The sequence below is a fragment of the Herbidospora mongoliensis genome (assembly GCF_001570545.1).
GTDB classification, from domain to species: domain Bacteria; phylum Actinomycetota; class Actinomycetes; order Streptosporangiales; family Streptosporangiaceae; genus Herbidospora; species Herbidospora mongoliensis.
Map to the genome: position 1 here is coordinate 178,757 of NZ_BBXD01000010.1, position 23,362 is coordinate 202,118.

Sequence of the window (23,362 nt, forward strand, 5' to 3'; positions counted from 1 at the left end):
AGCAGGCCGGCGACCCGCCGCGGAGTGTGGCGCTGCCGACCTCCCCTTTCTCGCATCTTTTGCTGGAGCTCCTCATGTACGACATGTATCCGTGGAACCGTCCCGAAGACAACGACGACGAGGTCGCCGAGGCCCTGCAGACGGCCCTCGACCTGCGCGACAACGGCGGCTCGCCGGAGCGCTGAACGCCACGCTGCCCGTATGGTGAGATCGGTGTTCGATCTCCGAGACAGCCCGATAAGGTACCTCCATGGATTCGAGCAACATCCGCCTGGCAGTGATCCCCGGTGACGGGATCGGCACCGAGGTCGTCGCGGAGGGCCTCAAAGTTCTCGACGCGATCGGCGTGAAGGTCGAGTCCACGCACTACGACCTGGGTGCCGCGCGTTACCACGCCACCGGTGAGACCCTTCCCGACTCGGTCCTCGCCGAGCTGCGCGGGTTCGACGCGATCCTGCTCGGCGCCGTGGGCGACCCGAGCGTGCCGCCGGGGGTGCTGGAGCGCGAACTGCTGCTCCGCCTGCGGTTCGAGCTCGACCACTACGTCAACCTGCGCCCGGTGAAGCTGTTCCCGGGCGTGGAGACGCCCCTGGGCAAGGCGCGTCCCGAAGACATCGACATGGTCGTCGTCCGCGAGGGCACCGAGGGCCCCTACGCCGGCGCCGGTGGCGTGCTCCGCAAGGGCACCCCCCACGAGATCGCCACACAGGACTCGGTGAACACCGCCTACGGCGTCGAGCGCGTCGTCCGCTACGCCTTCGAGAAGGCCGCGAGCCGCGAGCGCAAGCTGCTCACGCTGGTCCACAAGACCAACGTGCTCACCTTCGCCGGTGACCTCTGGTCCCGCACGGTCAACCGGGTCGCCGAGGAATACCCGCAGGTCACCACCGACTACTGCCACGTCGACGCGGCGTCGATGTTCTTCGTCTCCCAGCCGCAGCGGTTCGACGTGATCGTCACCGACAACCTGTTCGGCGACATCATCACCGACATCGGCGCCGCCATCGCCGGTGGCATCGGCCTGTCGGCCAGCGGCAACGTCAACCCCGACCGCACCGCGCCGAGCATGTTCGAGCCGGTCCACGGCTCGGCCCCCGACATCGCCGGGCAGGGCAAGGCCGACCCGAGCGCGACCATCCTGTCGATCGCCATGCTGCTCGACCACCTCGGCCACACCGAGGCCGCCGCGCGCGTGGAGCAGGCCGTCGCCGACGACCTGGTCGAGCGCGCGACCGGGTGGACGGCCCGGCAGACCCGTGAGATCGGCGACGACATCGCCGCCCGAGTAGCCGGCTGATCGCCGGCCACCTCCCTCGTTCTGTAGCGCACAGTGGCCCGTGTTTGGGTCACTGTGCGCTTTTTTGTGCCCCGTGACATGCCTTAAGTTCTCATCAGTAGCGTAGAGAGAAGGAACCCTGCCATGACCAGCCAGCTCAGCTTTGAGGTGCGCCCGAACCCCCAGGCGCGCAGCGCGTCAGAAAGAGAGCGGGTGCTGGAGGCGCCCGGATTCGGGCAGACGTTCACCGACCACATGGTGTCGATCGACTTCACCGACGGGCAGGGCTGGCACGACGCCCGCCTCGAGCCCTACGGCCCTCTCGTCCTCGACCCGGCGACCTCGGTGTTCCACTACGCGCAGGAGCTGTTCGAGGGGCTGAAGGCCTACCGCCAGGCCAACGGCTCGATCGTCGCGTTCCGCCCCTACGCGAACGCGGCCCGGTTCAACGCCTCGGCCGCCCGCATGGCGATGCCCGAGCTGCCTGAGGACACCTTCGTCGAGTCGCTCGAGCTGCTCGTCCAGACCGACCGCGACTGGGTGCCCACCACCGAGGGCCACAGCCTCTACCTGCGTCCCTTCATGATCGCCACGCAGGCGGGGCTGGGCGTCAACTACCCGTCGAAGAGCTACCGCTACATGGTGATCGCGTCACCGGCGGCCTCCTACTTCGCGGGCGGCGTGCAGCCGGTCTCGGTGTGGCTGTCGACCGAATACACCCGCGCCGCCCCCGGTGGCACCGGCTTCGCCAAGTGCGGCGGCAACTACGCGGCGGCCTTCGTGGCCCAGCGCCAGGCCGTCGCCGAGGGCTGTGACCAGGTCGTCTGGCTCGACGCGGTGGAGCACCGCTACGTCGAGGAGATGGGCGGGATGAACCTGTTCTTCGTCTTCGGCGACCGCCTGTTCACCCCGGCGCTCACCGGCACCCTGCTGCCCGGCATCACCCGCGACTCGATCCTCAAGTTCGCCGGCGACCTCGGCCTGACCGTCGAGGAGGGCCGCATCTCGATCGAGGAGTGGCAGGCCGGATGTGAGTCGGGCGAGCTCACCGAGGTCTTCGCCTGCGGCACCGCCGCCGTGGTCACCCCGGTCGGCTCGGTCAAGGGGGCCGACCGCGCCTGGACCGTCGGCGACGGCACCCCCGGACCGGTCACGCTGAAGATCCGGGAAGAGCTCATGGGCATCCAGTACGGAAGCCGTCCCGACCCCCGCAACTGGGTGCACAAGATCGCCTAACGCTTGCGGACCAGCGTCAGACCGTCGGCCACCGAGAGAAGCACCGAATCGACCCGGGGGTCGGCGGTCACCTGGTCGTTGAACGCCCGCATCACCGGCACGTTGCCCTCGGCGTCGGGGTCGGTGATGTAGCCGCCCTGGATCGTGTTGTCGCAGACGATGAGCCCGCCCGGCCGCATGCGCTGAAGCAGCGCCTCGTAGTAGGCCGGGTAGCCGCCCTTGTCGGCGTCGATGAACGCGAAGTCGATCTCCTCGTCGCCGGACATGGCTTCGAGGGTCTCGACGGCGTTGCCCAGACGCAGCTCGATGCGGTCGGTGAGCCCGGCCCGCTCCCAGTATTTGCGGGCCATGGCGGTCCACTCTTCGCTGACGTCGCAGGCGATCAGCCGCCCGCCGGGCGCCAGGCCGCGGGCGATGCAGATGGAGGAGTAGCCGGTGAACGTGCCGACCTCGACCGCCAGCTTCGCGCCGGTGAGCTGGGTCAGCATGGTCATGAACGTGCCCTGCTCGGGCGAGATCTGCATGCCGGCGTACTTGGTGTGGAGGGCGGAGGTCTCGATCGCCAGATCGCGGAGGATCTGGTCGGGCTGGGTGGCGTGGGCGGAGAGATAGGGCGGGAGCGCTTCGCCCAGATAGGAACCCTTCATGATCACTATCTTATCTGGTGAGATCGATGTGCCAGATCGTGGTTCGTATGGGTAAGCTCGCAAACACCATGAACAACGGTCTGCTCATTATTGGCAGGCGCGCCGGCTGACGGATCATTCCAGCCAGGCGCGCAGACCTCTCACGCCCGTGAGGGGTCTTTTTGTTTGTCCCAGGATTTCAAACACCCCGAGGGAACCCGAGATGGCCGACGACCGCTTCCACGTGTACGACACCACACTCCGCGATGGCGCCCAGCAGGAGGGCCTGACCCTCTCCGTGGTGGACAAGCTCGCCATCGCGCGTCACCTGGACGCACTGGGCGTCGGCTTCATCGAGGGCGGCTGGCCGGGTGCCAACCCCAAGGACACGGAGTTCTTCCGGCGCGCTCAAACAGAGCTCGACCTGAAGCACGCGCAGCTCGCCGCGTTCGGCGCGACCCGCCGAGCCGGTGCGAAGGCCGCCGACGACCCACTGGTGGCCGCATTGCGCGACTCCGGCGCGCCCGTCGTGACCCTTGTCGCCAAGAGTCATGACCGGCACGTGGAGCTGGCTCTCCGCACGACTCTGGAGGAGAACCTCGCGATGATCCGCGACACGGTCTCCCACCTGCGTGCGGAGGGCCAGCGAGTATTCCTCGACGCCGAACACTTCTTCGACGGCTACAAGTCCAACCCCGCCTACGCCCTCGAGGTGCTCCGCACGGCGGCCGAGGCCGGCGCGTCGGTGATCGCCCTGTGCGACACCAACGGCGGGATGCTGCCCGACGAGCTCGCCGACGTCGTCCACGCGGCGGCTCTGACCAGCGCCCGGATCGGCATCCACTGCCACGACGACACCGGCTGCGCGGTCGCCAACACCCTCGCGGCGGTCAAGGCCGGCGCCACCCACGTGCAGGGCTGCGCCAACGGCTACGGCGAGCGCTCGGGCAACGCGAACCTGTTCACCGTGGTGGCCAACCTGCAGCTCAAGCGGGGTTTCGACCTCGTACCGGCAGAGGCTCTGGCCGACATGACCCGGATCGCCCACGCGATCACCGAGGTCACCAACGTGATCCCCAACTCCCACGCCCCCTACGTCGGAGCCTCCGCCTTCGCCCACAAGGCCGGCCTGCACGCCTCCGCGATCAAGGTCGACCCGAACCTCTACCAGCACATCGACCCGGCCGAGGTCGGCAACGACATGCGCATGCTGGTCTCCGACATGGCCGGTCGCGCCTCGGTCGAGCTGAAGGGCCGCGAGCTCGGCTACCAGCTCACCGGCGACCAGTCCCGCGAGCTCGTCGACCGGGTCAAGGACCTGGAGTCGCGCGGCCACACCTTCGAGGCCGCCGACGCGTCGTTCGAACTCCTGCTCCGCGACACCCTCCACGGCGAGAGCCGCCGCCACTTCACCGTCGAGTCGTGGCGCGTGATCGTCGAACGCCGCCCGGCGGGCGAGGTCGTCAGCGAGGCGACCGTGAAACTCCACGCCAAGGGCGAGCGCATCGTGGCGACGGGCGAGGGCAACGGCCCGGTGAACGCGCTCGACAAGGCGGTCCGGCTGGCCCTGGAGAAGCTCTACCCCGAGCTGGCGACGGTCGAGCTGATCGACTTCAAGGTCCGCATCGTCGAGGGCAGCCACGGCACCGACGCGGTGACCCGCGTCCTGGTGACGTCGAGCGACCCGAAGGGCGACTGGAGCACGGTCGGCGTCGACGAGAACATCATCGAGGCGTCCTGGCACGCGCTGGAGCAGGCGGTCACGTTCGGCCTGCTCCGCGCCGGATATGAGATCTAGAAGAGGTTCTTGCCGGAGATCTTGAAGGACACCGGGCCGTTCGGGGTGTGCACCAGGACTGTGCTCCCCGAACAGGTCACCGCCCCTTCGGCGGAGCCGGGCACGACCACGGTCAGGAGGCCCTTCGCGTCGGGCGAGACGATCACCGGGGCGGCGACCTTCTGCATGTAGCTCTGGGAGATCCAGCCCTGGAAGGGGCTCGGCCGGCCGGACACGATCTTCTGGCCGGTCACCGGCTTGCAGCCCGGCACCGAGAACTGCACGACCGAGGCGCGCCAGTCGTTGTCCTTGACCACGACCCGCCCGCCGACGTTGCCGGCGACCGACAGACGCGGGTCGAGGTGCCAGAGGTTGCGCACCTTCCCGGACGAGACCGTGTCGAGAACCGCCATGACGTCCTTCTTGTCATGGTTGACCAGCACGGCCCGGGTTCGGCTGACTCCATAGGCCCTGTCGCTCAGCGTGTACGACTGGCGGTCCTCTTTGAGGGTCTTCTTGACCAGCGTGGAGGCCGTACCCGGCTTGAGCCTGCGGCCCTGCGGGATCGGCACGTTGTGGGCCTCGGGGCTGAGGGTCCAGTTGCGGTAGGGGCTCGACTCGTAGGAGTGGAACCCGGCCTCGGTCAGGATCGACCGGCCCTGGGCGTAGTAGGTGACGCCGAGGTGGTCTTCGTGGCCGTGGAACTTCATGCCGGGGCCGTACCGGATCGAGTAGTAGGAGGCCTCCTTGGAATCCCAGGAGGACCGCCCGAAGACGTACCCGGCCTTGTAGATCTGGACCTTCGAATTCGGCCGATCGTAGGCGGACGGCTGCACGTCGGCGGCGCCGTCGCCGATCGGGACCAGGTAGCCGTTGGGCATCGTGGCCGCCGAGATGTGCTCGGGCAGCAGGTTCCAGCGTTTGGCCAGCTCAGCGGGGACCTTCTGGCCACACTCGCGGATCCGGTCCATGGCGACCTTGAGGCGCTCGTGGAAGTAGATCGCGTAGCGCGGCGACTGCTCGCGCAGCGCGCCCTGGGAGTCGACGTCGATCGTGGTCGTCTTGGTCATCCGGCTGAGCGCCTTGGACTTCCAGCCGGAGTCACCCATCCGGCACCCCACGCCCAGCAGCGCGATGTCGGCGTCGAGCCCGTGGTTGTGCCCCCACTTGTAGTGGGCGTCGTTGGCGAGGTAGCGGCCGTGCGCCTTCAGGCTGTCGGTGAGCCATTTGGCCGAGACGTGCTTCGACAGGCACACCAGCGCCGGGGTCCGGAGCGAGACCGGGTGGTCAGACCAGGCCAGTTTCGCGGTCGAGCGCCCGCCGTAGGGGTTCTTCTCGACCCAGTCCTTCATGACGGCGGTCGCGCGGGCCAGATAGGCGTCCTTGCCGGTCGTCTCGTAGTCGGCCACCAGACGTCCGGCCCACCGCAGCGACTGGAACACCATGACCCAGGACCGGTTCTTGTACGGGTCGAGCTTCCAGTTGACCTTCTCCCCGATCTTGACCGGGTCGAGGTCGAGGAACCCCAGCTCACCGTTCATCACATCGGGAGAGGTCGGTGTCGAGGGCAGCCATTCACCCTGACACTCGGGCGTCTTCGCCACGGCGTGGGCGGGCCCGGCCTGGATCAGGCTCCCTAAAACGACCAGCACGGCGAACACGCCGAATCGGATACGGCGCGTCACGCCTGTTCCTTCCACACGGGGGGCGCGGCTCATGCTGGCCGAACGGCGCGTCGCTGGTCAAGTCGGTCAGCGGAGCCTGAGAAACACCGGAGAACCCGGGAACGTACTAATCGCCGAGCTCTTCTCCGGCCAGCCGGAGTGAAAGATCTTTATACCAGTCCAGGGCGAACTGCCGGATGCTCTCGATGTGGTCGTCGGTCAGGTTGTAGTGGCCGAAGACCCGCGCGTCGGTCTCTACCGCGGTTTCCAGCCGGTCGACAAGGCGGATGAGGTTGAAGTCGTCATCGAACAAGGATCCGAGGCGTTCCAGCGTGGTGAAGCTGTAGAAGTCTCGGACGGATGCGACGTCGATGAGGTCTCGGGAGACGTTACGCCCGTTGAGCGCCGCCACTTTCATGCCCACCATGTCGTCAAGGCTGGCGACCGGAATGTCGTGCCGCCGGACCGGTGCCTTCTGAAGCGGCAGCTTCATGGGGTCCGTGATGACCAGGCGGCCGAGCAGGGGAGCGCCGCGGACCTCTTCGGCGGTGAAGCCGTGGCGCCGGAACGCTTCGGCCATCGCTCGTGTCGCGTCAGGAATGGAGGGAGCGTCGAAGCTGGCGAAGTCGAGGTCCATGCCCGGCCGATCGACCAGGTCGTGAGCCCGCATCGCGTAGCCGCCCGCTAATACCAGGCCGTGGTCATCGCACACCTCAGGCGGAACGCCTCGCCTCAAGCGCTTCCCGGGCCCGGCGCAGTTCGGCTTTGAGTGCTGGGGCGCCCCGTTCGGCCGCTTCTCGGAGAATTGGGAAGCGATCTTCCCAGGTGTCCACGTATGCGGAGCCAAGCATCATGTGGAACCTGGGCCACACTTCCAGCAAGCGGTCGTAGGCCAGATAGTGCTCGACGTCGGCCCGCACGCCCTCGGTGATGACGATCTGGTACATCATCCGGCATTCCGTCGGGTCTCCCACGTCAAAGCTGCGCAGACCCGACCAGCAGAGGTGAAGCGGCAGGTCGACGACGCCCTCGGACAGGCCGCGCAGCGCCGACAGCGACGCCGGCGCCCGATCCGGGACGTCCGCGTAACGGCTGGGAAGGGCCATGGCCCGATTATCTCTCCGGCACCCTCATCGCGCAGCCGGATCGGCGGTTAGTTCAGATCCCGTCCAGGACCAGTGCTCTGGACGACGTCGAACGTCCACACCTCCGCCTGCCCCTGGCCGTGCCCCTGACCGGACCACTTCTCGAAGTCCTCTTCGCTGCGCCACCGCGTATAGACCAGGTACTTGTCCGTGCCGTCCACCGGCCGCAGCAGTTCGAACCATTCGAAACCGTCGGCCGTCTCCACCATGCCGGCGCGCCCCGCGAACCGGCGTTCGAGGTCCTCGCGCATCTCCGCCGGGATGGTCAGGACGTTGATCTTCACTACCGATGCCATGGCGTCACCTTACGAGGCACTAGCCTGGGACGGTGCGTATCGCGAGGTTCTCCACTGGTGGCGGGGTCGCCTTCGGTGTGGTCGAAGAGGGCGAGCAGGTGCTCGCGAAGATCGACGGTCATCCCTTCGGTGGGGTGACGCTGACGGGGGAGCGGTTCCCCGTCGCCGAGGTGCGCATGGTCGCGCCGATGTTGCCGTCGAAGGTCGTGGCGATCGGGCGTAACTACGCCGACCACGCCAAGGAAATGGGCAACGACGTGCCGGAAGAGCCGATGATCTTCCTGAAGCCGTCGACGTCGGTGATCGGGCACAACGAGCCCATCGCCTATCCCGAGAATCTCACCCAGCACGTCGACTACGAGGGCGAGCTCGCCGTCGTGATCGGGCGGCTCTGCCGCGACGTGCCGGTCGAGCGGGCCAAGGACGTCATCTTCGGTTACACCTGCGCCAACGACGTCACCGCGCGGGATCTCCAGAAGAAGGACGTCCAGTTCACCCGGGCCAAGGGGTTCGACACGTTCTGCCCGCTCGGACCGTGGATCCAGACCGACCTCGACGCGTCCGACCTCGCGCTGACCACCACGGTCAACGGCGAGCTGCGGCAGAGCGGGCGCACGAGTCAGCTCGTCTTCGACATTCCGGCGCTCATCGCCCACGTGACCGCCGTCATGACCCTGCTGCCGGGTGACATCATCCTCACCGGCACCCCCGCCGGCGTCGGGCCGGTCAAACCCGGTGACGAGGTATCCGTGGGCATCGAAGGCATTGGAACTCTCACCAACAGGGTTGTCTCTCGTGACTGAGGTACGTGTTCGCTTCGCGCCGTCCCCGACCGGCATGTTCCATGTCGGCGGAGCCCGATCCGCCCTGTTCAACTGGGCCATCGCCGAGCAGGCCGGCGGCAAGTTCGTGCTTCGCATCGAAGACACCGACGCCGCCCGCAACCGGCCCGAATGGACCGACGGCATCATCTCGGCCCTGTCGTGGATCGGCATCGACAGCGACTCGCCGGTCTTCGAGGGGCCCTACTTCCAGTCGTCCTACGCCGACCAGCACCGCGAGCAGGCCGCCCGCCTCCACAAGGAGGGCCGCGCCTACTTCTGCACCTGCAGCCGCGACGACGTCAAGGCTCGCACCGGCTCGGAGCACAAGGGCTACGACGGCCACTGCCGCGACCGGGGGCTGACCGAGGGCGCGCTGCGCTTCCGCAGCCCAGACGAGGGCGTCACCGTCGTCGAAGACCAGGTCAGGGGCACGGTCGAGTTCCCCAACGACGCGATGGAAGACTTCGTGATCGCCCGCGCTGACGGCTCGCCGCTGTTCGTGCTGGCCAACGTGGTCGACGACGTCGAGATGGGGATCACCCAGGTCATCCGGGCCGAGGAACACCTGTCGAACACGCCCAAGCAGCAGCTGCTGTGGGAGGCGCTCGGCCACACCCCGCCCGTGTGGGCCCACGTGCCGGTGATCGTCAACGAGAAGCGGCAGAAGCTGTCCAAGCGGCGCGACAAGGTGGCGCTGGAGTCCTACCGCGACGAGGGTTACCTGGCCGAGGCCATGGTCAACTACCTCATGCTGCTCGGCTGGGGCCCCGGCGACGACCGCGAGATCATGCCGTGGTCGGAGATGGCGCCGCTGTTCGACCTCAAGAACGTGAACCTGTCGTCGGCGTTCTTCGACGAGAAGAAGCTGCGCGCCTTCAACGGCGAATACATCCGCAAGCTGACCCTCGCCGAGTTCATCGACCGCTGCGACCCGTTCCTCGACCCGTCCTGGGACCGCGCGGAATTCACCAAGCTCGCCGAACTGGCCCAGACCCGGGTGGCGGTCCTGTCGGAGATCGCCCCCAACGTCGACTTCCTGTTCCTCGACGAGCCCGTCCATGACCAGCCGTCGTGGGACAAGGCGATGAAGACGGGGGCCCAGGAGATCCTGACCGGCTACGCCACCCGCCTGGCCTCCGCCGACTGGAACCCCGACACGCTCAAGACCGCCCTCGAAGAGGTCGGCGCCGAACACGGCCTCAAGCTCGGCAAGGCCCAGGCCCCGGTCCGCGTCGCGATCACCGGCCGCACGGTCGGCCTGCCCCTGTTCGAGTCGATCGAGGTCCTCGGCCGCGAGAAGTCGATCGCGCGGATCAGCGCGGCCCTGTCGAAGCTCACCGCCGCCTGACACCCTGCCGACGGCCGCCTGCCCGAGCCGGGTGGGCGGCCGCCGCGGCTTCAAGACCTTTTTGCTCCGTTACGGCTCCGCCTACCCCGGCCCCGCCCGCCGCCCCCGCACCGCGCCGAACCCGGCACCTACCGCCCGCTCCCGCTTCCCGCCGCAACGCCCGAAGTCGGCCGACCCTAGGGTGCCGCGCCGGAAAGTCCAGGGTCTACAGGTCATCGCGCGCCTCCCACACTGGGCGCATGCGCTTACGTTCGAGGTTGTCCCGCGCGCTCGTCGCGGTCACGGTCGCCCTCACGGTCACGCTCGCCCCGGCCGGGCCGGCCTCCGCCGGGATCTGGCAGCTCACCGATGGATTCGAGCCCGCCACCAATCCGGCGTCCAGGTGGACGCCCACCGCCGTGGGAACCTGCTGGGGGCCCTACTACACGGGCGGCATCGGACCCGCGCGCACCGGAACCGGGTTCGCCCATTGGCGGGTCCTCTACCAGCCTGACTGGTGCTCGATCGGGCGCACCATCCGGCTCTCGCCGGTGGTGGGCCGCACGGGGGTCAGGTGCACCGCGGGCATCTGGGCGAGGCTGAGGGGCGGAGACCCCCAGCTGAACGTCGAGGTGATCGATCCCGACACGTGGACGTACATCGCACTGAAGACGGTGCCGTATCCGGGGTGGGTCGCCGGCTGGACACTCCACACGGTGACCTGGACCGCCCAGCGCCCCGATGTCGTGCTCCGGTTCGCCCTGCTGGCCAAGGGGAACGGACCCTACCCCGCCGAGATCGAACTCGACGACGCCATCGTGCAGTGCACGTACTGACCGTCAGAGCAGCCCGCGCCGCTCCAGCAGCGGTTCGATGCGCGGGTCGCGGCCGCGGAAGGCGTGGAAGGCCTCCATCGGGTCGGTGCTGCCGCCCTTCGACAGCAGCCGCGACCGGAAGGTGTCGCCGTTCGCCCTGGTCAGGCCGCCGTTCTCGGTGAACCAATCGACCGTGTCGGCGTCGAGGACCTCGCTCCAGATGTAGGAGTAGTAGCCCGCCGCGTAGCCGCTCGCCCAGATGTGGGCGAAGTAGGTGCTCCGGTAGCGCGGCGGGACGGCGGCCAGGTCGACCCCGGCGTCGCGCAGGGCCGCGGTCTCGAAGGTCCCGGCGTCGCCGCCCTCATAGGTGGTGTGCCAGGCCCAGTCGAGCAGGGTCGCGGCCAGGTATTCGACCGTCGCGAAGCCCTGGTTGAACTTCTGGGCCTCCAGCATGCGGTCGACCAGTTCGCGGGGCATCGGCTCGCCGGTCTCGTGGTGCTTCGCGTAGTTGGCCAGGATCTCCGGGTGGGTCGCCCACATCTCGTTGACCTGCGACGGATATTCCACGAAGTCGCGCGGCACCGAGGTGCCGGAGAAGCGGGGGAAGCGGACGTCGGAGAACAGCCCGTGCAGGGCGTGGCCGAACTCGTGGAACATCGTGTTGACCTCTTCGAAGGTCATCAGGGTCGGCTCGCCCTTGACGATGTTGAGGTTGTTGACCACGACCGGCCGGTAGCCCGTCAGGCCCGACTGGTGGACCAGGCTGTTCATCCACGCACCGCCGCGCTTGGACGCCCGCGCGTGGAAGTCGCCGAGGAACAGCCCCAGAGGGGAGCCGTCTTCGTTGGAGACCTCCCAGACGCGCACCTCGGGGTGGTAGCCGATGAGGTCGGGCCGCTCGGCGAACGACAGTCCGTAGAGCCGGTGGGCGGCGTGGAAGACGCCGTCGACCAGGACGCGGTTCAGCTCGAAGTAGGGGCGCATGGCGGCGCTGTCGAGGTCGTAGCGGGCCTGGCGCACCTTCTCGGCGTAGAAGGACCAGTCCCACGCCTCGATGGGGAAGCCGGCCTGCTCCTCCAGGGCCTCCTGTTCGCGCCGGGCGTTGGCGACCGCCGGGGAGACCAGCTTGTCGAGCATCTCGGTGACCGCGCCGGTGGTGCCGGCGGTCTGGTCGGCGAGCACGTATTCGGCGTGGTTCCCGTAGCCGAGCAGGTTGGCCCGCTCGCGGCGCAGCCCGGCGATCTGGGTGATCAGCTCGGCGTTGGCGGCCCCCCGGCCGGTCGAAGCCCGGTAGACGCGCTCTCGCAGCGCCCGGTCGGTCAGCGAGGAGAGCGCCGGCTGGCCGGTCGGCAGCACCAGTGTGATCAGGTATTTCCCGTCGAGGCCCCGCTGGGTCGCGGTCTCGCGCAGGCCGGCGATCTCGTCGGCGCCGAGCCCGTCGAGGGCGGCCTCGTCGTCGACTTCCACGGCGCGTTCATTGGTGTCGTTGAGCAGGTTCTGCTGGAAGGCGGTGCTGAGGCCGGACATCTCCTCGTTGATCTCGCGGAGCCGGGCCTGCTGGCCGTCGTCGAGCTCGGCGCCCGAGCGCACGAAGTCGGTCAGATAGCGCTGGAGGAGCCACTGCTCAGCCGGCACGTCCGTCTGGACGGCCTTGAGACGCGCGTAGAGCGCCGCGTTGAGGTGGATGGAGTCACCGTGGGCCGTGAGCTTCGGCGTGATCTCCTTCTGGATCTCCTGGATCCCCGGGGTGGTGTCGCTGCCCGCCTGGTTGAAGAAGACGATCGAGACCCGCTGGAGCGTCTCGCCGGCCAGCTCCAGCGCCTCGACCGTGTTGGCGAAGGTCGCGGGGGCCGTCTGCGTCGCGATGGCGTCGACTTCGGCCAGGTGTTCGGCCATGCCCCGCTCGAACGCCGGAACGTAGTGCTCCTCCCTGATCTCCGCGAACGGAGGCAGTCGGTAGGGGAGGGCGCTGGGCGTGAAGAACGGGTTGGTCATCGGCCGGGCTCCTTCGCGAATCGGGACTTTCAGCTTGTCACACCGGTCTTCGGCGCGGCGATCCACATTCGTTTTGGTAGTGAGCCCCTAGCTGGGCTATTCTTTCGGAGTCGCGAGCGCAAGGCCCTCCGGGGAACAAGTTCGCTGATGGGGTATGGTGTAATTGGCAACACGGCTGATTCTGGTTCAGTTGTTCTAGGTTCGAGTCCTGGTACCCCAGCGCTGCAGTGCAGCTTTGCTCCCGTCGTCTAGTGGCCCAGGACGCCGCCCTCTCAAGGCGGTAGCGGCGGTTCGAATCCGCTCGGGAGTACGAGAATTTCCCTCTCAAAAGTAGTTAAGGCTCCGTCGTCTAGTGGCCTAGGACGCCGCCCTCTCAAGGCGGTAGCGGCGGTTCGAATCCGCTCGGGGCTACATTGAAGCGGACTCCTCATGGAGTCCGTTTTTTTGTTGCCCTCAAATTGGATAGTGCTACTATCGATACATGAGCTATCTAATTGAGGTTCCCGATGGAAACGTGGTGCCGCACGGTGTGACCCTGATGAGCTGGGAACGCAAGCCGCACGGGTGGTGCCGTGGAGACGCGTGCGTCCCGGCGTTCCGGGCCGCCGCGGCCGAGTCCGCCGAGGGGGTGGACGTCGTGAGGTTCGCCGAACTCCTCGGGTGTCCCGTGGTCGCCGGTGACGGGGTCGTCGCCGTGGGCGAGCCCGCCGGTTCCGATCTGAGCACCGCGCCCGACTTCACGCTCGACGGGTTCACCCTGTCGTCGCTGCGGGGGAGGAAGGTCGTCCTCGTCTTCTGGGCGTCGTGGTGCGGCTGCCGCTACGACCTGCCGGCCTGGTTGGCCCTCGACGCGGAACTGCCCGTGGAGATCGTCCCGATCTCGCTCGACCGCGACCGTGCCGACGCCGCGGAGTGGCACGACGGGCCGGTCGACAGCGAGGGCGTCGTGGCCGACCTCTACAACGTGATCAACGTCCCGACCGTGGTCTGGATCGACGAGGACGGCCGGATCGCCCGCCCTCAGGACACCATGACCGCGACCGACACCTTCCGCGCCATGAACGGCCTCTCCTCCGAGGCGGCCGTCGCGGCGCTGCGCCACTGGGCGCTGACCGGGGAGTCGGCCGCGTCGGGCCAGGGCCTGCGCCGGTCCACCGAGGAGGAGCGGACCGCCCGCCTGCACGCCAGGATCGCGGCCTGGGCGTTCCGGGAAGGACGTCCGGACCAGGCGCGGCACCACCTGACCGTCGCGGCCGAGCTGGCGCCGCATGACGTGGCGATCAGGCGCGGGCTGATGCCGCTCGACGGCGTCGACCCGTTCGGCGACGCCTATTTCGCGCTCAGGAGCGAACTGGAGAACGCCGGGATCCCGGTCTACCGGCCGCTACCGGACTGGTCCGCCGTCCGAACGAGCGGCGTGTAGGCGCACCAGGGTCGGTTGCCGCGCCGATTTGCCCCAGACCCTTGCTGGGTTCCAAAATTAGACTCATGACGACCACGATGCAGAGCCGCACGCACTCCTGGGTCCCGCCGACGATCCCCGCCGACATCGCCGAGATGTCCGGCCTGGAGTTCCTTCAGGCCATGCTGGACGGGAAGATCCCGCCGCCCCCGATCGCGGGCACGCTCGGGTTCACGATGCTGAAGGTCGAGAAGGGCCTGGCCCTGTTCGAGGGGGAGACGGGCGAGCACCAGTACAACCCGATGGGTACCGTCCACGGCGGCTACTTCTCCACGCTGCTCGACTCGGCCCTCGGGTGCGCGGTGATGTCGGCCCTCCCAGCGGGGAGCGCCTACACCACGGTCCAGCTCAACGTGAACATGATCAGGCCCGCCTTCGCGCACACCGGGCCGCTGCGCTGTGAGGCGAAGACCCTGCACGTCGGACGGACCACCGCCACCGCCGAGGGGTCGCTCGTGGGCGTGAACGACGGCAAGCTCTACGCCCACGGCACCACGACGTGCGCCGTCTTCCCGCTGAGGTGACTAGTCGCCGCTGCGCGCCTTGAACAGCGCCCGCTTGGCGGCCTTGCCGACGTTGCGGTCGGGGTGGGCCTCGGCGATGGCTTCGAGGAGTTCGTCGAGGTGGGGGTGGCGGACCTTCCAGATCACGTCGAGCAGGCTGATCAGGTCGGTCGCCGGGCCGATGTCCTCCAGGCTGCTGACGAACTCGGCGCGGCCCAGGCCCGCCGAGATGGTCCACATGTCGAGGATCAGCCAGTGGGTGTCGGCCGGGGTGGGCTCCGGCGCGTCTTCGACCTCGAGCTGGGTGAGGTGGGTCGCGGCGTAGGAGCGCAGCGACTCCTCGTTGAGGGCCTTGCGCCAGGCGGGGACGGCCACCTCGCCGAGCTGACCGACCAGGGAGGCGGCCTGGACGCGTACGAGAGCGTCGGACTCGTCTTCCACGGCGGCGCCCAGCAGTTCCTCGGCGGCCTGGGCGGGCTCGCGCAGGCGCATCCAGGCGGCGAACTCGGCGTCGGCCTCTTCCTCGGACATGTCGGCGCTGAGCGACAGCAGGTCGTGGGCCGTCATCGCGTCGATGGCGGGGCGGGCGTCGATGTCGAGGTCGGCCTCGTCGACCAGGTGGACGACGCCCTCGGTGCCTAGGGAGGTCAGCTTGATCGTCTCGCCGTCGACCTCGGCCATGCCGTAGCCGCTCAGCCAGGCGAGCACGGAGACCAGCGGGTCGCCTGCCGCCTCCCAGGCGGCGTCGCCCAGGTCGTCGTAGTCGCGGACCGCTTCGGCCAGCTCCTCGCGCAGCTCGTCGAGCGGTTTCTGGCCGCCCCCGAGCAGGACGCGGATCAGCGTCTCGCGGGTCAGGCCGGACAGGGCCAGGGTCAGCTCGTCGTCTTCGAGCTCGGGGTCGCCGTAGTCGACCGAGCCGAGGCCGAGCATCCAGGCGTCGAGGACGTCTTCGTCGTCGTCGAACGGCCAGGCGGCGGTGTCGGAGTCGATGCCCACGGTGTCGTCGCCGGTGGGGGCGACGAACTCCAGGTCGATCGCGAGGTTCCAGAGGTTCCACAGGTTCGGCGGGCCGTCGAGACCGAGGGCGGTCACGGCCTCGTCGACCTCGCTGTCGGCCAGCAGCGTGTCGGTGCCGACCTTGCGGTCGGTGCCGATCCAGACGGACAGGTCACGGGCCTGCGCGATCAGCGGCACCAGGCGGGCCTGGGCGGCCAGTTCGCCGTCGGGGCGCAGCCGCAGGGTGGGCAGCTCGGCGATCTCGTCGGCGAAGGGCTCGAAGTCACCGAGACCGTCGTCCTCCTCGCCGTCGTCCTCGTCGTCCCACTCCTGCTCGCCGATGTCCTCCATGCGGTCGACGAAGTCGTCTTCCAGCGCGTCGAGCTCGTTGAGCAGCAGCTCGATCCGGTCGGAGCCGACCGTCAGACGGCTGGTCTCGTCGAGGAAGGTGAGGTAGGCCCGCAAGGACGGCACCATCACGTCGGCGGCGGCGTCGGGGTCTTCGACCACCTGGGGCAGTCGCTCCAGGAGAAGGGGGCGCAGATCGTCGCGGCGCCAGTGGCCCACGTCGGAACGCTGGCTCAGGCGGTGCCACAGGGCTGCCGAGCCGACCAGGTCGGGGTCGCTTTCCGGGGCGTTGGCCGGCACCCAGAGAAGGAATTCCTGGAGCAGTGGACGCAGTTCAGCCGCGGCTGCCTCAATGCGATCTGTCACCCCGCCAGCCTAGGCCCAACGGACGGGGCCATCTAACCGGTTAGCCCTTGTTCAGGCCCCGGTTCAGGCCCCGTTGGCGCCCGCCCGGCGCATCGACTCGGTGATGCGGTCGGCGGCGCTGACGACGGGGGCGGCGTGGAGGCGGCCGGGGGTGCGGGTGAGACGCTCTATGGGACCCGAGACCGACACTGAGGCGATCACCTTGCCGCCCGCGCCCCGGATGGGCGCCGAGACCGAGGCGACGCCCTGCTCGCGCTCGCCGACGCTGTGGGCCCAGCCGCGCCGCCGCACGCTGGCGAGGGTGGCGGCGGTGAACTTGGCGCCGCGCAGGCCCCGGTGGAGCCGGTCGGGCTCCTCCCAGGCCAGCAGGATCTGGGCGGCCGACCCGGCGGTCATCGGCAGCGCCGACCCGACCGGCACGGTGTCGCGCAGGCCGCTGGCGCGTTCGGCCGCGGCGACGCAGACCCGCTCGTCGCCCTGACGGCGGTAGAGCTGGGCGCTCTCCCCGGTGAGGTCACGCAATTGGGTCAGGACGGGACCCGCGACGGCCAGCAGCCGATCTTCGCCGGCGGCGGTGGACAATTCGGACAACCTCGGCCCCAATATGAAACGCCCCTGCGTGTCGCGGGTGACGATCCTGTGGTGTTCGAGCGCCACCGCGAGCCGGTGGGCGGTGGGCCGGGCCAGCCCTGTGGCCTGGACCAACTGCGCCAGCGACGCCGGTCCGGCCTCCAGGGCGTTGAGCACGAGGACGGCCTTGTCGAGTACGCCGACTCCGCTAGAGTTGTCCATACCCCGATACTGCCGTCTCGCTATCCGAGATGCAACCGCAGTAGCGGCGGTATGAGGATACGCTGTCCATATCCCGATATTTCTATCTCATGATAAGAGATGAGGAGGCGTTGGAGACCATGGGACGCACACTGGCCGAGAAGGTCTGGGAGCAGCACGTCGTCAGGCGTGCCGAAGGTGAGCCCGACCTGCTCTTCATCGACCTCCACCTCATTCACGAGGTGACCAGCCCGCAGGCGTTCGACGGGCTCCGCATGGCCGGGCGGCCGGTACGCCGGCCCGATCTGACCATCGCCACCGAAGACCACAACGTGCCGACGATCCGCGGCCCGATCTCCGACCCGGTGTCCCGTGCCCAGGTCGAGACGCTGCGCAAGAACACCGCCGAGTTCGGCATCCGGCTCCACCCGATGGGCGACGCCGGGCAGGGCGTGGTGCACATCATCGGCCCGCAGTTCGGGCTGACCCAGCCGGGCATGACGATCGTCTGCGGCGACAGCCACACCTCGACCCACGGCGCCTTCGGCGGCATCGCGTTCGGCATCGGCACCTCCGAGGTCGAACACGTGCTGGCCACGCAGACGCTGCCGGCCTACCGGCCGAAGACGATGGCGATCGAGGTCAAGGGCGCGCTGCCCTACGGCGTCACGGCCAAAGACCTGATCCTGGCGATCATCGCCCAGATCGGCACCGGCGGCGGCCAGGGCTACATCGTCGAATACCGGGGCGAGGCCATCCGCGCCCTGTCGATGGAAGGCCGCATGACGGTCTGCAACATGTCCATCGAGGCGGGCGCCCGCGCCGGCCTGATCGCCCCCGACGAGACCACCTTCAACTACCTCAAGGGCCGTCCGCACGCCCCTGAGGACGCCGCGTGGGACCAGGCGGTCGAATACTGGAAGACGCTGCGCACCGACGACGACGCCGTCTTCGACAAGGTCGTGGAGATCGACGCCGCGACGCTCTCCCCGTTCGTGACCTGGGGCACGAACCCGGGCCAGGGCGCGCCGCTGAGCTCGGTCGTCCCGGCGCCCGAGCAGTTCGGCGACCCGATCGAGCGCTCCTCCGCCGAGCGGGCGCTGGAGTACATGGGGCTGACCGCGGGCACCCGGCTCACCGACGTCGAGGTCGACACGGTGTTCGTCGGGTCGTGCACCAACGGCCGGCTCGAAGACCTCCGGGCCGCCGCCGAGATCCTCCAGGGCCGCCAGGTCCGCACCCGCACGCTGATCGTGCCGGGCTCGATGATGGTCAAGCTCCAGGCCGAGGCCGAAGGGCTGCACGAGGTGTTCCGGGCCGCCGGGGCCGAGTGGCGGGAGGCCGGGTGCTCGATGTGCCTGGGCATGAACCCCGACATCCTCGCGCCGGGGGAGCGCAGCGCCTCCACGTCCAACCGCAACTTCGAGGGCCGGCAGGGCAAGGGTGGCCGCACCCACCTGGTGTCGCCGCAGGTCGCCGCCGCGACCGCCGTCACCGGCAAGCTGACCGCCCCCGCCGACCTCGTCTGACCCGGAGACCCACGATCATGGACGCCTTCGTCACCCACACCGGCACCGCCGTCCCGCTGCGGCGCAGCAACGTCGACACCGACCAGATCATCCCGGCCGTCTGGCTCAAGCAGGTCAGCCGCACCGGTTTCGAGAAGGGCCTGTTCGCGGCCTGGCGCGAAGACCCGTCGTTCGTGCTGAACGACCCCGCCTACAGCGGCGCCTCGATCCTGGTCTCCGGCCCCGACTTCGGTACCGGCTCCTCCCGTGAGCACGCCGTCTGGGCCCTGCAGCAATACGGCTTCCGCGCCGTCATCGCCGCCCGCTTCGGCGACATCTTCCGCAACAACTCCACCAAGATGGGCCTGCTCCCGGTGATCCTGTCCCCGGAGGCGGTGGAGACCCTCCAGAAGGCCATCGAGGCCGACCCGGCGACCGAGATCACCGTCGACCTGTCCGAGCGTCAGGTGCGCGCCGTGGGCGAGGCGTGGTCGTTCGAGATCGACGACTACACCCGCTGGCGGCTGCTCGAGGGCCTCGACGACATCGGGCTGACCCTGCGGCACGCCGACGCCATCACGGCGTACGAGAGCGAGCGGCAGCCGTGGCTGCCGAAGACGGCCTGACGCGGCCGGAAGACGAACCGGAAGCCGAACTGGCGCGGCGGCTGCGCGACACGCAGCGCCGCGTCAGGGACCTTCCCGTCACCGGCGAGGAGCGAGAACGCCTCGCCCGGCGGCTTCTCGCTATCTGTGATGTGGCAAAGCGTGACATTCCCCACGCAACTACCCGGTTGGACAGCTTGATCGCCTTCCTGGACGGGGAATTCGACACGCCGAGTAGCGGTGAATTCACGTAAGGTGATTGAGTCGCACGCGTTCCTCCCCTACTTTCAAAGCGCGTAAGGGGGAGGAACCACATGAACAAGAAGGAACTCGTCGACGCCATCGCCGACCGCGTCGGTGACAAGAAGACGGCGGCCGAAGCGATCAACGCGGTCATCGACGCCATTCAGCAGGCAGTGGCCAGTGGCGACAAGGTCTCGATCACCGGCTTCGGCGCTTTCGAAATGGCGCACAAGCCGGCCCGCACCGCTCGGAACCCTTCCACGGGGGATCCGATCAAGGTGGCCGAGAGCTGGGCACCCAAGTTCCGTCCGGGGGCCGATTTCAAGGAACTGGTCAACGCGGGCGGAAAGAAGCAGCAGAAGAAGAAGTAGCGAAGCGAGACGCGGACGGCCGAAGGCCGGCCGTGGCTCGCGCTCTGAATCTGGCTCAAAGCACGTGGAAAACGGCGCACCCGATCCATTTCGTTTCGGGGGCGCCGTTCCTTTTCAGGGCACCGGGAATGTGCTGAGCGTGATGAACGTGATCGCGCCGTCGGCCAGCACGATGTTGACCCGCTGGCCCGGCCGGAGCAGCCGCAGCGGCCCCGCGTCGAAGGCCTCGGCCGGGAACGGCACCTCGGTGCCGTCGTCGAGGTAGACCGACCCGGAACGGGTCTCGTCGTCGAAGGTCTTCACCGTCGCCTGCACGCCGCCAGGGTAGTCGATGTAGGACGCCAGACCCCGGATGATGATCTCCAGGCCGAGCTCGAAGCGGTAGTCGTTGGACTCGTCGGCGAAGTAGGGCGCCATGGCGGTCATGTTGGGATATTGCTCGGGCGGCAGATCCCGGAAGTAGGCCGACATCTCGTCGCGCTGCTGTTCCCACTCGGTCTCGCCGCTCTCGCGCCAGCGCTCGGCCCAGACGCTCTCCTCGAGGGTGAAGCCGTCGAGGAAGGTCGACAGCAGGTCACCCGCCATCGCGGCGACCCGGTCGGGCATGCCGCTGGAGCGGATGATCGCCACCAGGCGCTCGACGTGGGGGAGCAGTTCGGGCGTGAAGGGCACGTGGGCCATGGAGATCCACGCCATGTCGCGGTGTTCGCTCAGCCGCCGACGGCCGTTGCGGGCGAAGTCCTTGAGCTGCTCGGCCCAGTTGGCCGGGTCGGGGTCGGGCAGGGTGTGGCCGTCGAACATCCGGGTGTACATGAGCCGGAAGAGGTCGCTCTTGTTCTCGACGTGCGCGTAGAGGGCGGACACCGCCACGCCGAGCTCGGCCGCCACCTGGCGCATGCTGATCCGGTGGTAGCCCTCGCGGTCGAGGACGACGAAGGCGGCCTCGATGATGCGGGCGCGGGTGAGCGGGACCCGCGCGGGACGCTTGGGTTCCTTGTCCTTCTCCCACGGGGGCGTCGGCATGATCATGCCTCTACCTTCTCACTCCATTGTGCTGAACAGTGTTCTTGTGTGGTGAACAGTGTTCATGCTAGAACAGTGTTCATTCGCTATTGAACACTGTTCTCCTCCCGGGGGTAAACCATGTCCCAGTCAGTCGCGGAATCAGCCGCGGCCCAGGGCTACCGGTGGCGGTGGCCGGCCCTCTTCGTCATCCTCGGCGCCGAGATCATGGACCTGATCGACGCCATGGTCACCAACATCGCGGGTCCGCACATCCAGGCCGAGCTGGGCGGCTCCGAGACGCTGCTCCAGTGGCTCGGCGCCGCCTACACCCTGGCCATGGCCACGGGCCTGCTCACCGGAGGCCGTCTCGGTGACGTCTTCGGCCGCCGCCGCATGTTCCTCGTCGGCGCCGTGGGCTTCACCCTCAGCTCCCTGCTGTGCGGGGTCGCCATGTCGCCCGAGATGCTCGTCGGCTCGCGGGCCCTCCAGGGCCTGTTCGCCGCGGTCATGCTGCCGCAGGGGCTCGGCATGATCCGCGAGATGTTCCCGCCCGCGGAGATGGGTAAGGCGTTCGGCATGTTCGGGCCGGTCATGGGCCTGGCCTCGGTCGGCGGGCCGATCCTGGCCGGATTCCTGATCGACGCCGACTTCTTCGGCACCGGGTGGCGCATGATCTTCCTGATCAACCTGCCCATCGGGCTGCTGGCGCTCGCGGGGGGCCTGCGCTATCTGCCGGAGTCGAAGTCGCCCAACCCGCCCTCGCTCGACCTGCTCGGCGTCGTGTTCGCCTCGGCCGCCGGGCTGCTCATCGTCTTCCCGCTGGTCCAGGGCCGCGAGCACGACTGGCCCGCGTGGGCGTTCGTGATGATGGCCGCCTCGGTCGCGGTGTTCGGGCTGTTCGGGTGGTACCAGGCCCGGCGCACCCGGACGGGCCGTGACCCGCTCGTCGAGGGCAGCCTGTTCCGCAAGCGCGCCTTCAACGGCGGTCTGGTCACCGGCCTCGTCTTCTTCGCCGGCATGTCGGGGTTCATGCTGGTCTTCAACCTCTACACCCAGATCGGGCTGCACTACTCGCCGCTCAAGGCGGGCCTGGCGGGCGTCCCGTGGTCGGTCGGCATGATCATCGGGTTCGGGCTGGCCCAGCCGCTGCTCAAGTTCGGCCGCCGCTGCCTTCAGGGCGGCACCCTGCTGATGACCCTCGGCGTCGTGCTGGTCTGGGTGACCCTCCAGATCGCCGGGATCGGCGTCACCCCCTGGCAGCTCACCCCCGGCCTGATCGTCACCGGCATCGGCATGGGCCTGCTGATGGCGCCCTTCTTCAACCTGGTCCTCGCCGGAGTGGAGGACCGCGAGTCCGGGTCGGCGTCGGGCGCGCTCACCGCGGTGCAGCAACTCGGCGGGGCGCTCGGCGTCGCGCTGCTCGGCACGGTCTTCTTCGGCCGCCTGGGCGACATCCCGAGCCCGGAGACCTTCGAGAGCGCGATGGAGACCACGCTCTGGGTGACCGCGGGGATGCTGCTGCTCACCTTCGTGGTGTCGTTCCTGCTGCCCAAGCACGTGAAGGAAGAAGACCTACAGCACTAGGCGCGCCACGGCGGCGGTGTGAGGGCCCAGGCCCAGCGCCGCCGCCGCTCTGAGGTCCTCGATCGTGTCGACGTCGCGGCGGACCGAGTCGACGTCGTCGAGGCAGAGCTCCTTGGCGCCACCCGTCAGATGCCGGGCCCTGGACTCGCCGCCGAATCGCGGCCGGAAGGGGATCCCGGGGCGGACCGCGTACAGGACGGTCCCCACATCGGCGGCGTCGGGCAGGAACGCCTGGTCGAACTCCGCCGCGGCGGCCAGCACGCGCGCCAGCTCACGGGGGCGGAGCGCGGGCAGGTCGGCCTGCAGGGCGGCGACCGCGCCGGCGGCGTGCGCCGCTCCGGCGCGCAGGGCCGCGTTCAGCCCGACATCGGGGTCGTGGACGACCTCCGCCCCCAACCCCGCCACCACCTCGGCCGGTCGGGGGTCGGCGGTCACCACGATCACCCGCCCGACCCCGGCGGTCGCGAGCGCGGCCGTCACCGTGTCGGCGGCCACCGCGACCGCGAGGTCCTCGCGGTGCGGCCCGACAGCGGCGGCCAGCCGGGTCTTGGCCCTGATCAGCGTCTTGACGGGGATGACCATCGTCCATCCGAGCCCTTGCATGCCCCCAGCATCGCGC

23 protein-coding genes and 3 tRNA genes are annotated in these 23,362 nt (G+C 68.8%); 16 read left to right on the top strand and 10 right to left on the bottom strand.

Going from position 1 to position 23,362, the window contains the following annotated elements; genetic code table 11:
* Positions 1-250: 250 nt before the first annotated feature.
* Together AW272_RS09605 and AW272_RS09610 are read left to right on the top strand one after the other, a co-directional pair.
* Positions 251-1,297 carry a 3-isopropylmalate dehydrogenase gene (locus AW272_RS09605; protein ID WP_066362840.1) on the top strand — a complete coding sequence of 349 codons (1,047 nt, stop codon included), beginning with the start codon at positions 251-253 and terminating at the stop codon, positions 1,295-1,297.
* Positions 1,298-1,420: 123 nt separating this feature from the next.
* Positions 1,421-2,512 (top strand): branched-chain amino acid aminotransferase, encoded by a 1,092-nt coding sequence (locus tag AW272_RS09610; RefSeq protein ID WP_066362842.1) that lies wholly within the window; start codon positions 1,421-1,423, stop codon positions 2,510-2,512.
* On the opposite strand, the gene AW272_RS09615 is transcribed toward AW272_RS09610, so the two are convergent.
* Entirely contained in the window at positions 2,509-3,159 is a 651-nt protein-coding gene (locus AW272_RS09615; protein ID WP_066362844.1) for an O-methyltransferase, read from the bottom strand. The two genes, AW272_RS09610 and AW272_RS09615, sit on opposite strands and share 4 nt — an antisense overlap.
* A 202-nt stretch (positions 3,160-3,361) precedes the next feature.
* Between AW272_RS09615 and cimA the strand changes: the two genes are divergently transcribed.
* On the top strand, positions 3,362-4,936 hold the full coding sequence (cimA, locus tag AW272_RS09620; protein ID WP_066362845.1) for a citramalate synthase: 1,575 nt from the start codon (positions 3,362-3,364) through the stop codon (positions 4,934-4,936).
* Here cimA and AW272_RS09625 read toward each other — a convergent pair.
* The 4 genes from AW272_RS09625 to AW272_RS09640 form a co-directional block, all read right to left on the bottom strand.
* Positions 4,933-6,600: a heparinase II/III domain-containing protein gene (locus AW272_RS09625; RefSeq protein WP_245657362.1), complete on the bottom strand. Its 1,668-nt coding sequence runs from the start codon at positions 6,598-6,600 to the stop codon at positions 4,933-4,935. The two genes, cimA and AW272_RS09625, sit on opposite strands and share 4 nt — an antisense overlap.
* Positions 6,601-6,706: 106 nt before the next feature.
* Positions 6,707-7,216 (bottom strand): hypothetical protein, encoded by a 510-nt coding sequence (locus AW272_RS09630; protein ID WP_157518456.1) that lies wholly within the window; start codon positions 7,214-7,216, stop codon positions 6,707-6,709.
* Between the two features lie 76 nt (positions 7,217-7,292).
* Positions 7,293-7,685 carry a hypothetical protein gene (locus AW272_RS09635; protein WP_066362849.1) on the bottom strand — a complete coding sequence of 131 codons (393 nt, stop codon included), beginning with the start codon at positions 7,683-7,685 and terminating at the stop codon, positions 7,293-7,295.
* A 47-nt stretch (positions 7,686-7,732) separates the two neighbouring features.
* Positions 7,733-8,020 carry an antibiotic biosynthesis monooxygenase family protein gene (locus AW272_RS09640; protein WP_066362857.1) on the bottom strand — a complete coding sequence of 96 codons (288 nt, stop codon included), beginning with the start codon at positions 8,018-8,020 and terminating at the stop codon, positions 7,733-7,735.
* A 32-nt stretch (positions 8,021-8,052) separates the two neighbouring features.
* On the opposite strand from AW272_RS09640, the gene AW272_RS09645 reads away from it, so the two are divergent.
* From AW272_RS09645 to AW272_RS09655, 3 genes are all read left to right on the top strand, one after another.
* Positions 8,053-8,823 carry a fumarylacetoacetate hydrolase family protein gene (locus AW272_RS09645; protein ID WP_066362859.1) on the top strand — a complete coding sequence of 257 codons (771 nt, stop codon included), beginning with the start codon at positions 8,053-8,055 and terminating at the stop codon, positions 8,821-8,823.
* On the top strand, positions 8,816-10,192 hold the full coding sequence (gene gltX, locus AW272_RS09650) for a glutamate--tRNA ligase (RefSeq protein WP_083958162.1): 1,377 nt from the start codon (positions 8,816-8,818) through the stop codon (positions 10,190-10,192). The genes AW272_RS09645 and gltX overlap by 8 nt, the downstream gene beginning before the upstream one ends.
* A gap of 239 nt (positions 10,193-10,431) precedes the next feature.
* Positions 10,432-11,007 carry a hypothetical protein gene (locus tag AW272_RS09655; protein ID WP_066362862.1) on the top strand — a complete coding sequence of 192 codons (576 nt, stop codon included), beginning with the start codon at positions 10,432-10,434 and terminating at the stop codon, positions 11,005-11,007.
* Between the two features lie 3 nt (positions 11,008-11,010).
* On the opposite strand, the gene AW272_RS09660 is transcribed toward AW272_RS09655, so the two are convergent.
* Positions 11,011-12,981 carry a M3 family metallopeptidase gene (locus AW272_RS09660; RefSeq protein WP_066362863.1) on the bottom strand — a complete coding sequence of 657 codons (1,971 nt, stop codon included), beginning with the start codon at positions 12,979-12,981 and terminating at the stop codon, positions 11,011-11,013.
* A 148-nt stretch (positions 12,982-13,129) separates the two neighbouring features.
* On the opposite strand from AW272_RS09660, the gene AW272_RS09665 reads away from it, so the two are divergent.
* The 5 genes from AW272_RS09665 (at position 13,130) to AW272_RS09685 (ending at position 14,967) form a co-directional block, all read left to right on the top strand.
* A tRNA-Gln gene (locus AW272_RS09665) sits at positions 13,130-13,201 on the top strand.
* 17 nt (positions 13,202-13,218) lie between these two features.
* Positions 13,219-13,291: transfer RNA gene (locus AW272_RS09670), tRNA-Glu, on the top strand.
* Positions 13,292-13,319: 28 nt separating this feature from the next.
* A tRNA-Glu gene (locus tag AW272_RS09675) sits at positions 13,320-13,392 on the top strand.
* Positions 13,393-13,462: 70 nt separating this feature from the next.
* Complete coding sequence (locus AW272_RS09680; protein ID WP_066362864.1) at positions 13,463-14,404, top strand: TlpA disulfide reductase family protein; 942 nt, start codon at positions 13,463-13,465, stop codon at positions 14,402-14,404.
* A gap of 65 nt (positions 14,405-14,469) precedes the next feature.
* Positions 14,470-14,967 carry a PaaI family thioesterase gene (locus AW272_RS09685; RefSeq protein ID WP_066362865.1) on the top strand — a complete coding sequence of 166 codons (498 nt, stop codon included), beginning with the start codon at positions 14,470-14,472 and terminating at the stop codon, positions 14,965-14,967.
* Here the strand turns inward: AW272_RS09685 and AW272_RS09690 are convergent, their stop codons facing one another.
* Positions 14,968-16,656, bottom strand: a complete 1,689-nt coding sequence (locus AW272_RS09690) for a hypothetical protein (protein WP_066362867.1) — start codon at positions 16,654-16,656, stop codon at positions 14,968-14,970.
* A 63-nt stretch (positions 16,657-16,719) separates the two neighbouring features.
* Positions 16,720-17,448: an IclR family transcriptional regulator gene (locus tag AW272_RS09695; RefSeq protein WP_066362869.1), complete on the bottom strand. Its 729-nt coding sequence runs from the start codon at positions 17,446-17,448 to the stop codon at positions 16,720-16,722.
* Positions 17,449-17,567: 119 nt separating this feature from the next.
* On the opposite strand from AW272_RS09695, the gene leuC reads away from it, so the two are divergent.
* Genes leuC through AW272_RS09715 form a run of 4 tightly spaced genes read left to right on the top strand, consistent with a single transcriptional unit; the run spans position 17,568 to position 20,154 of the window.
* Complete coding sequence (gene leuC, locus AW272_RS09700) at positions 17,568-18,956, top strand: 3-isopropylmalate dehydratase large subunit (RefSeq protein WP_066363701.1); 1,389 nt, start codon at positions 17,568-17,570, stop codon at positions 18,954-18,956.
* A gap of 17 nt (positions 18,957-18,973) precedes the next feature.
* Positions 18,974-19,561 (top strand): 3-isopropylmalate dehydratase small subunit, encoded by a 588-nt coding sequence (gene leuD / locus AW272_RS09705; RefSeq protein ID WP_066362871.1) that lies wholly within the window; start codon positions 18,974-18,976, stop codon positions 19,559-19,561.
* Positions 19,540-19,794: an SCO5555 family protein gene (locus AW272_RS09710; RefSeq protein ID WP_066362873.1), complete on the top strand. Its 255-nt coding sequence runs from the start codon at positions 19,540-19,542 to the stop codon at positions 19,792-19,794. The genes leuD and AW272_RS09710 overlap by 22 nt, the downstream gene beginning before the upstream one ends.
* Before the next feature lie 60 nt (positions 19,795-19,854).
* Positions 19,855-20,154, top strand: coding sequence for an HU family DNA-binding protein (locus AW272_RS09715; RefSeq protein WP_066362875.1), 300 nt, complete (start codon positions 19,855-19,857; stop codon positions 20,152-20,154).
* 114 nt (positions 20,155-20,268) lie between these two features.
* Here AW272_RS09715 and AW272_RS09720 read toward each other — a convergent pair whose 3' ends face one another.
* Positions 20,269-21,183 carry a TetR/AcrR family transcriptional regulator gene (locus AW272_RS09720; RefSeq protein WP_066362876.1) on the bottom strand — a complete coding sequence of 305 codons (915 nt, stop codon included), beginning with the start codon at positions 21,181-21,183 and terminating at the stop codon, positions 20,269-20,271.
* Between the two features lie 114 nt (positions 21,184-21,297).
* Here AW272_RS09720 and AW272_RS09725 point away from each other — a divergent pair, with 114 nt between their 5' ends.
* Positions 21,298-22,743: an MFS transporter gene (locus AW272_RS09725; RefSeq protein ID WP_066362878.1), complete on the top strand. Its 1,446-nt coding sequence runs from the start codon at positions 21,298-21,300 to the stop codon at positions 22,741-22,743.
* On the opposite strand, the gene cofC is transcribed toward AW272_RS09725, so the two are convergent.
* Positions 22,732-23,346, bottom strand: a complete 615-nt coding sequence (gene cofC, locus AW272_RS09730) for a 2-phospho-L-lactate guanylyltransferase (protein ID WP_083958163.1) — start codon at positions 23,344-23,346, stop codon at positions 22,732-22,734. The two genes, AW272_RS09725 and cofC, sit on opposite strands and share 12 nt — an antisense overlap.
* Positions 23,347-23,362 lie beyond the last annotated feature (16 nt).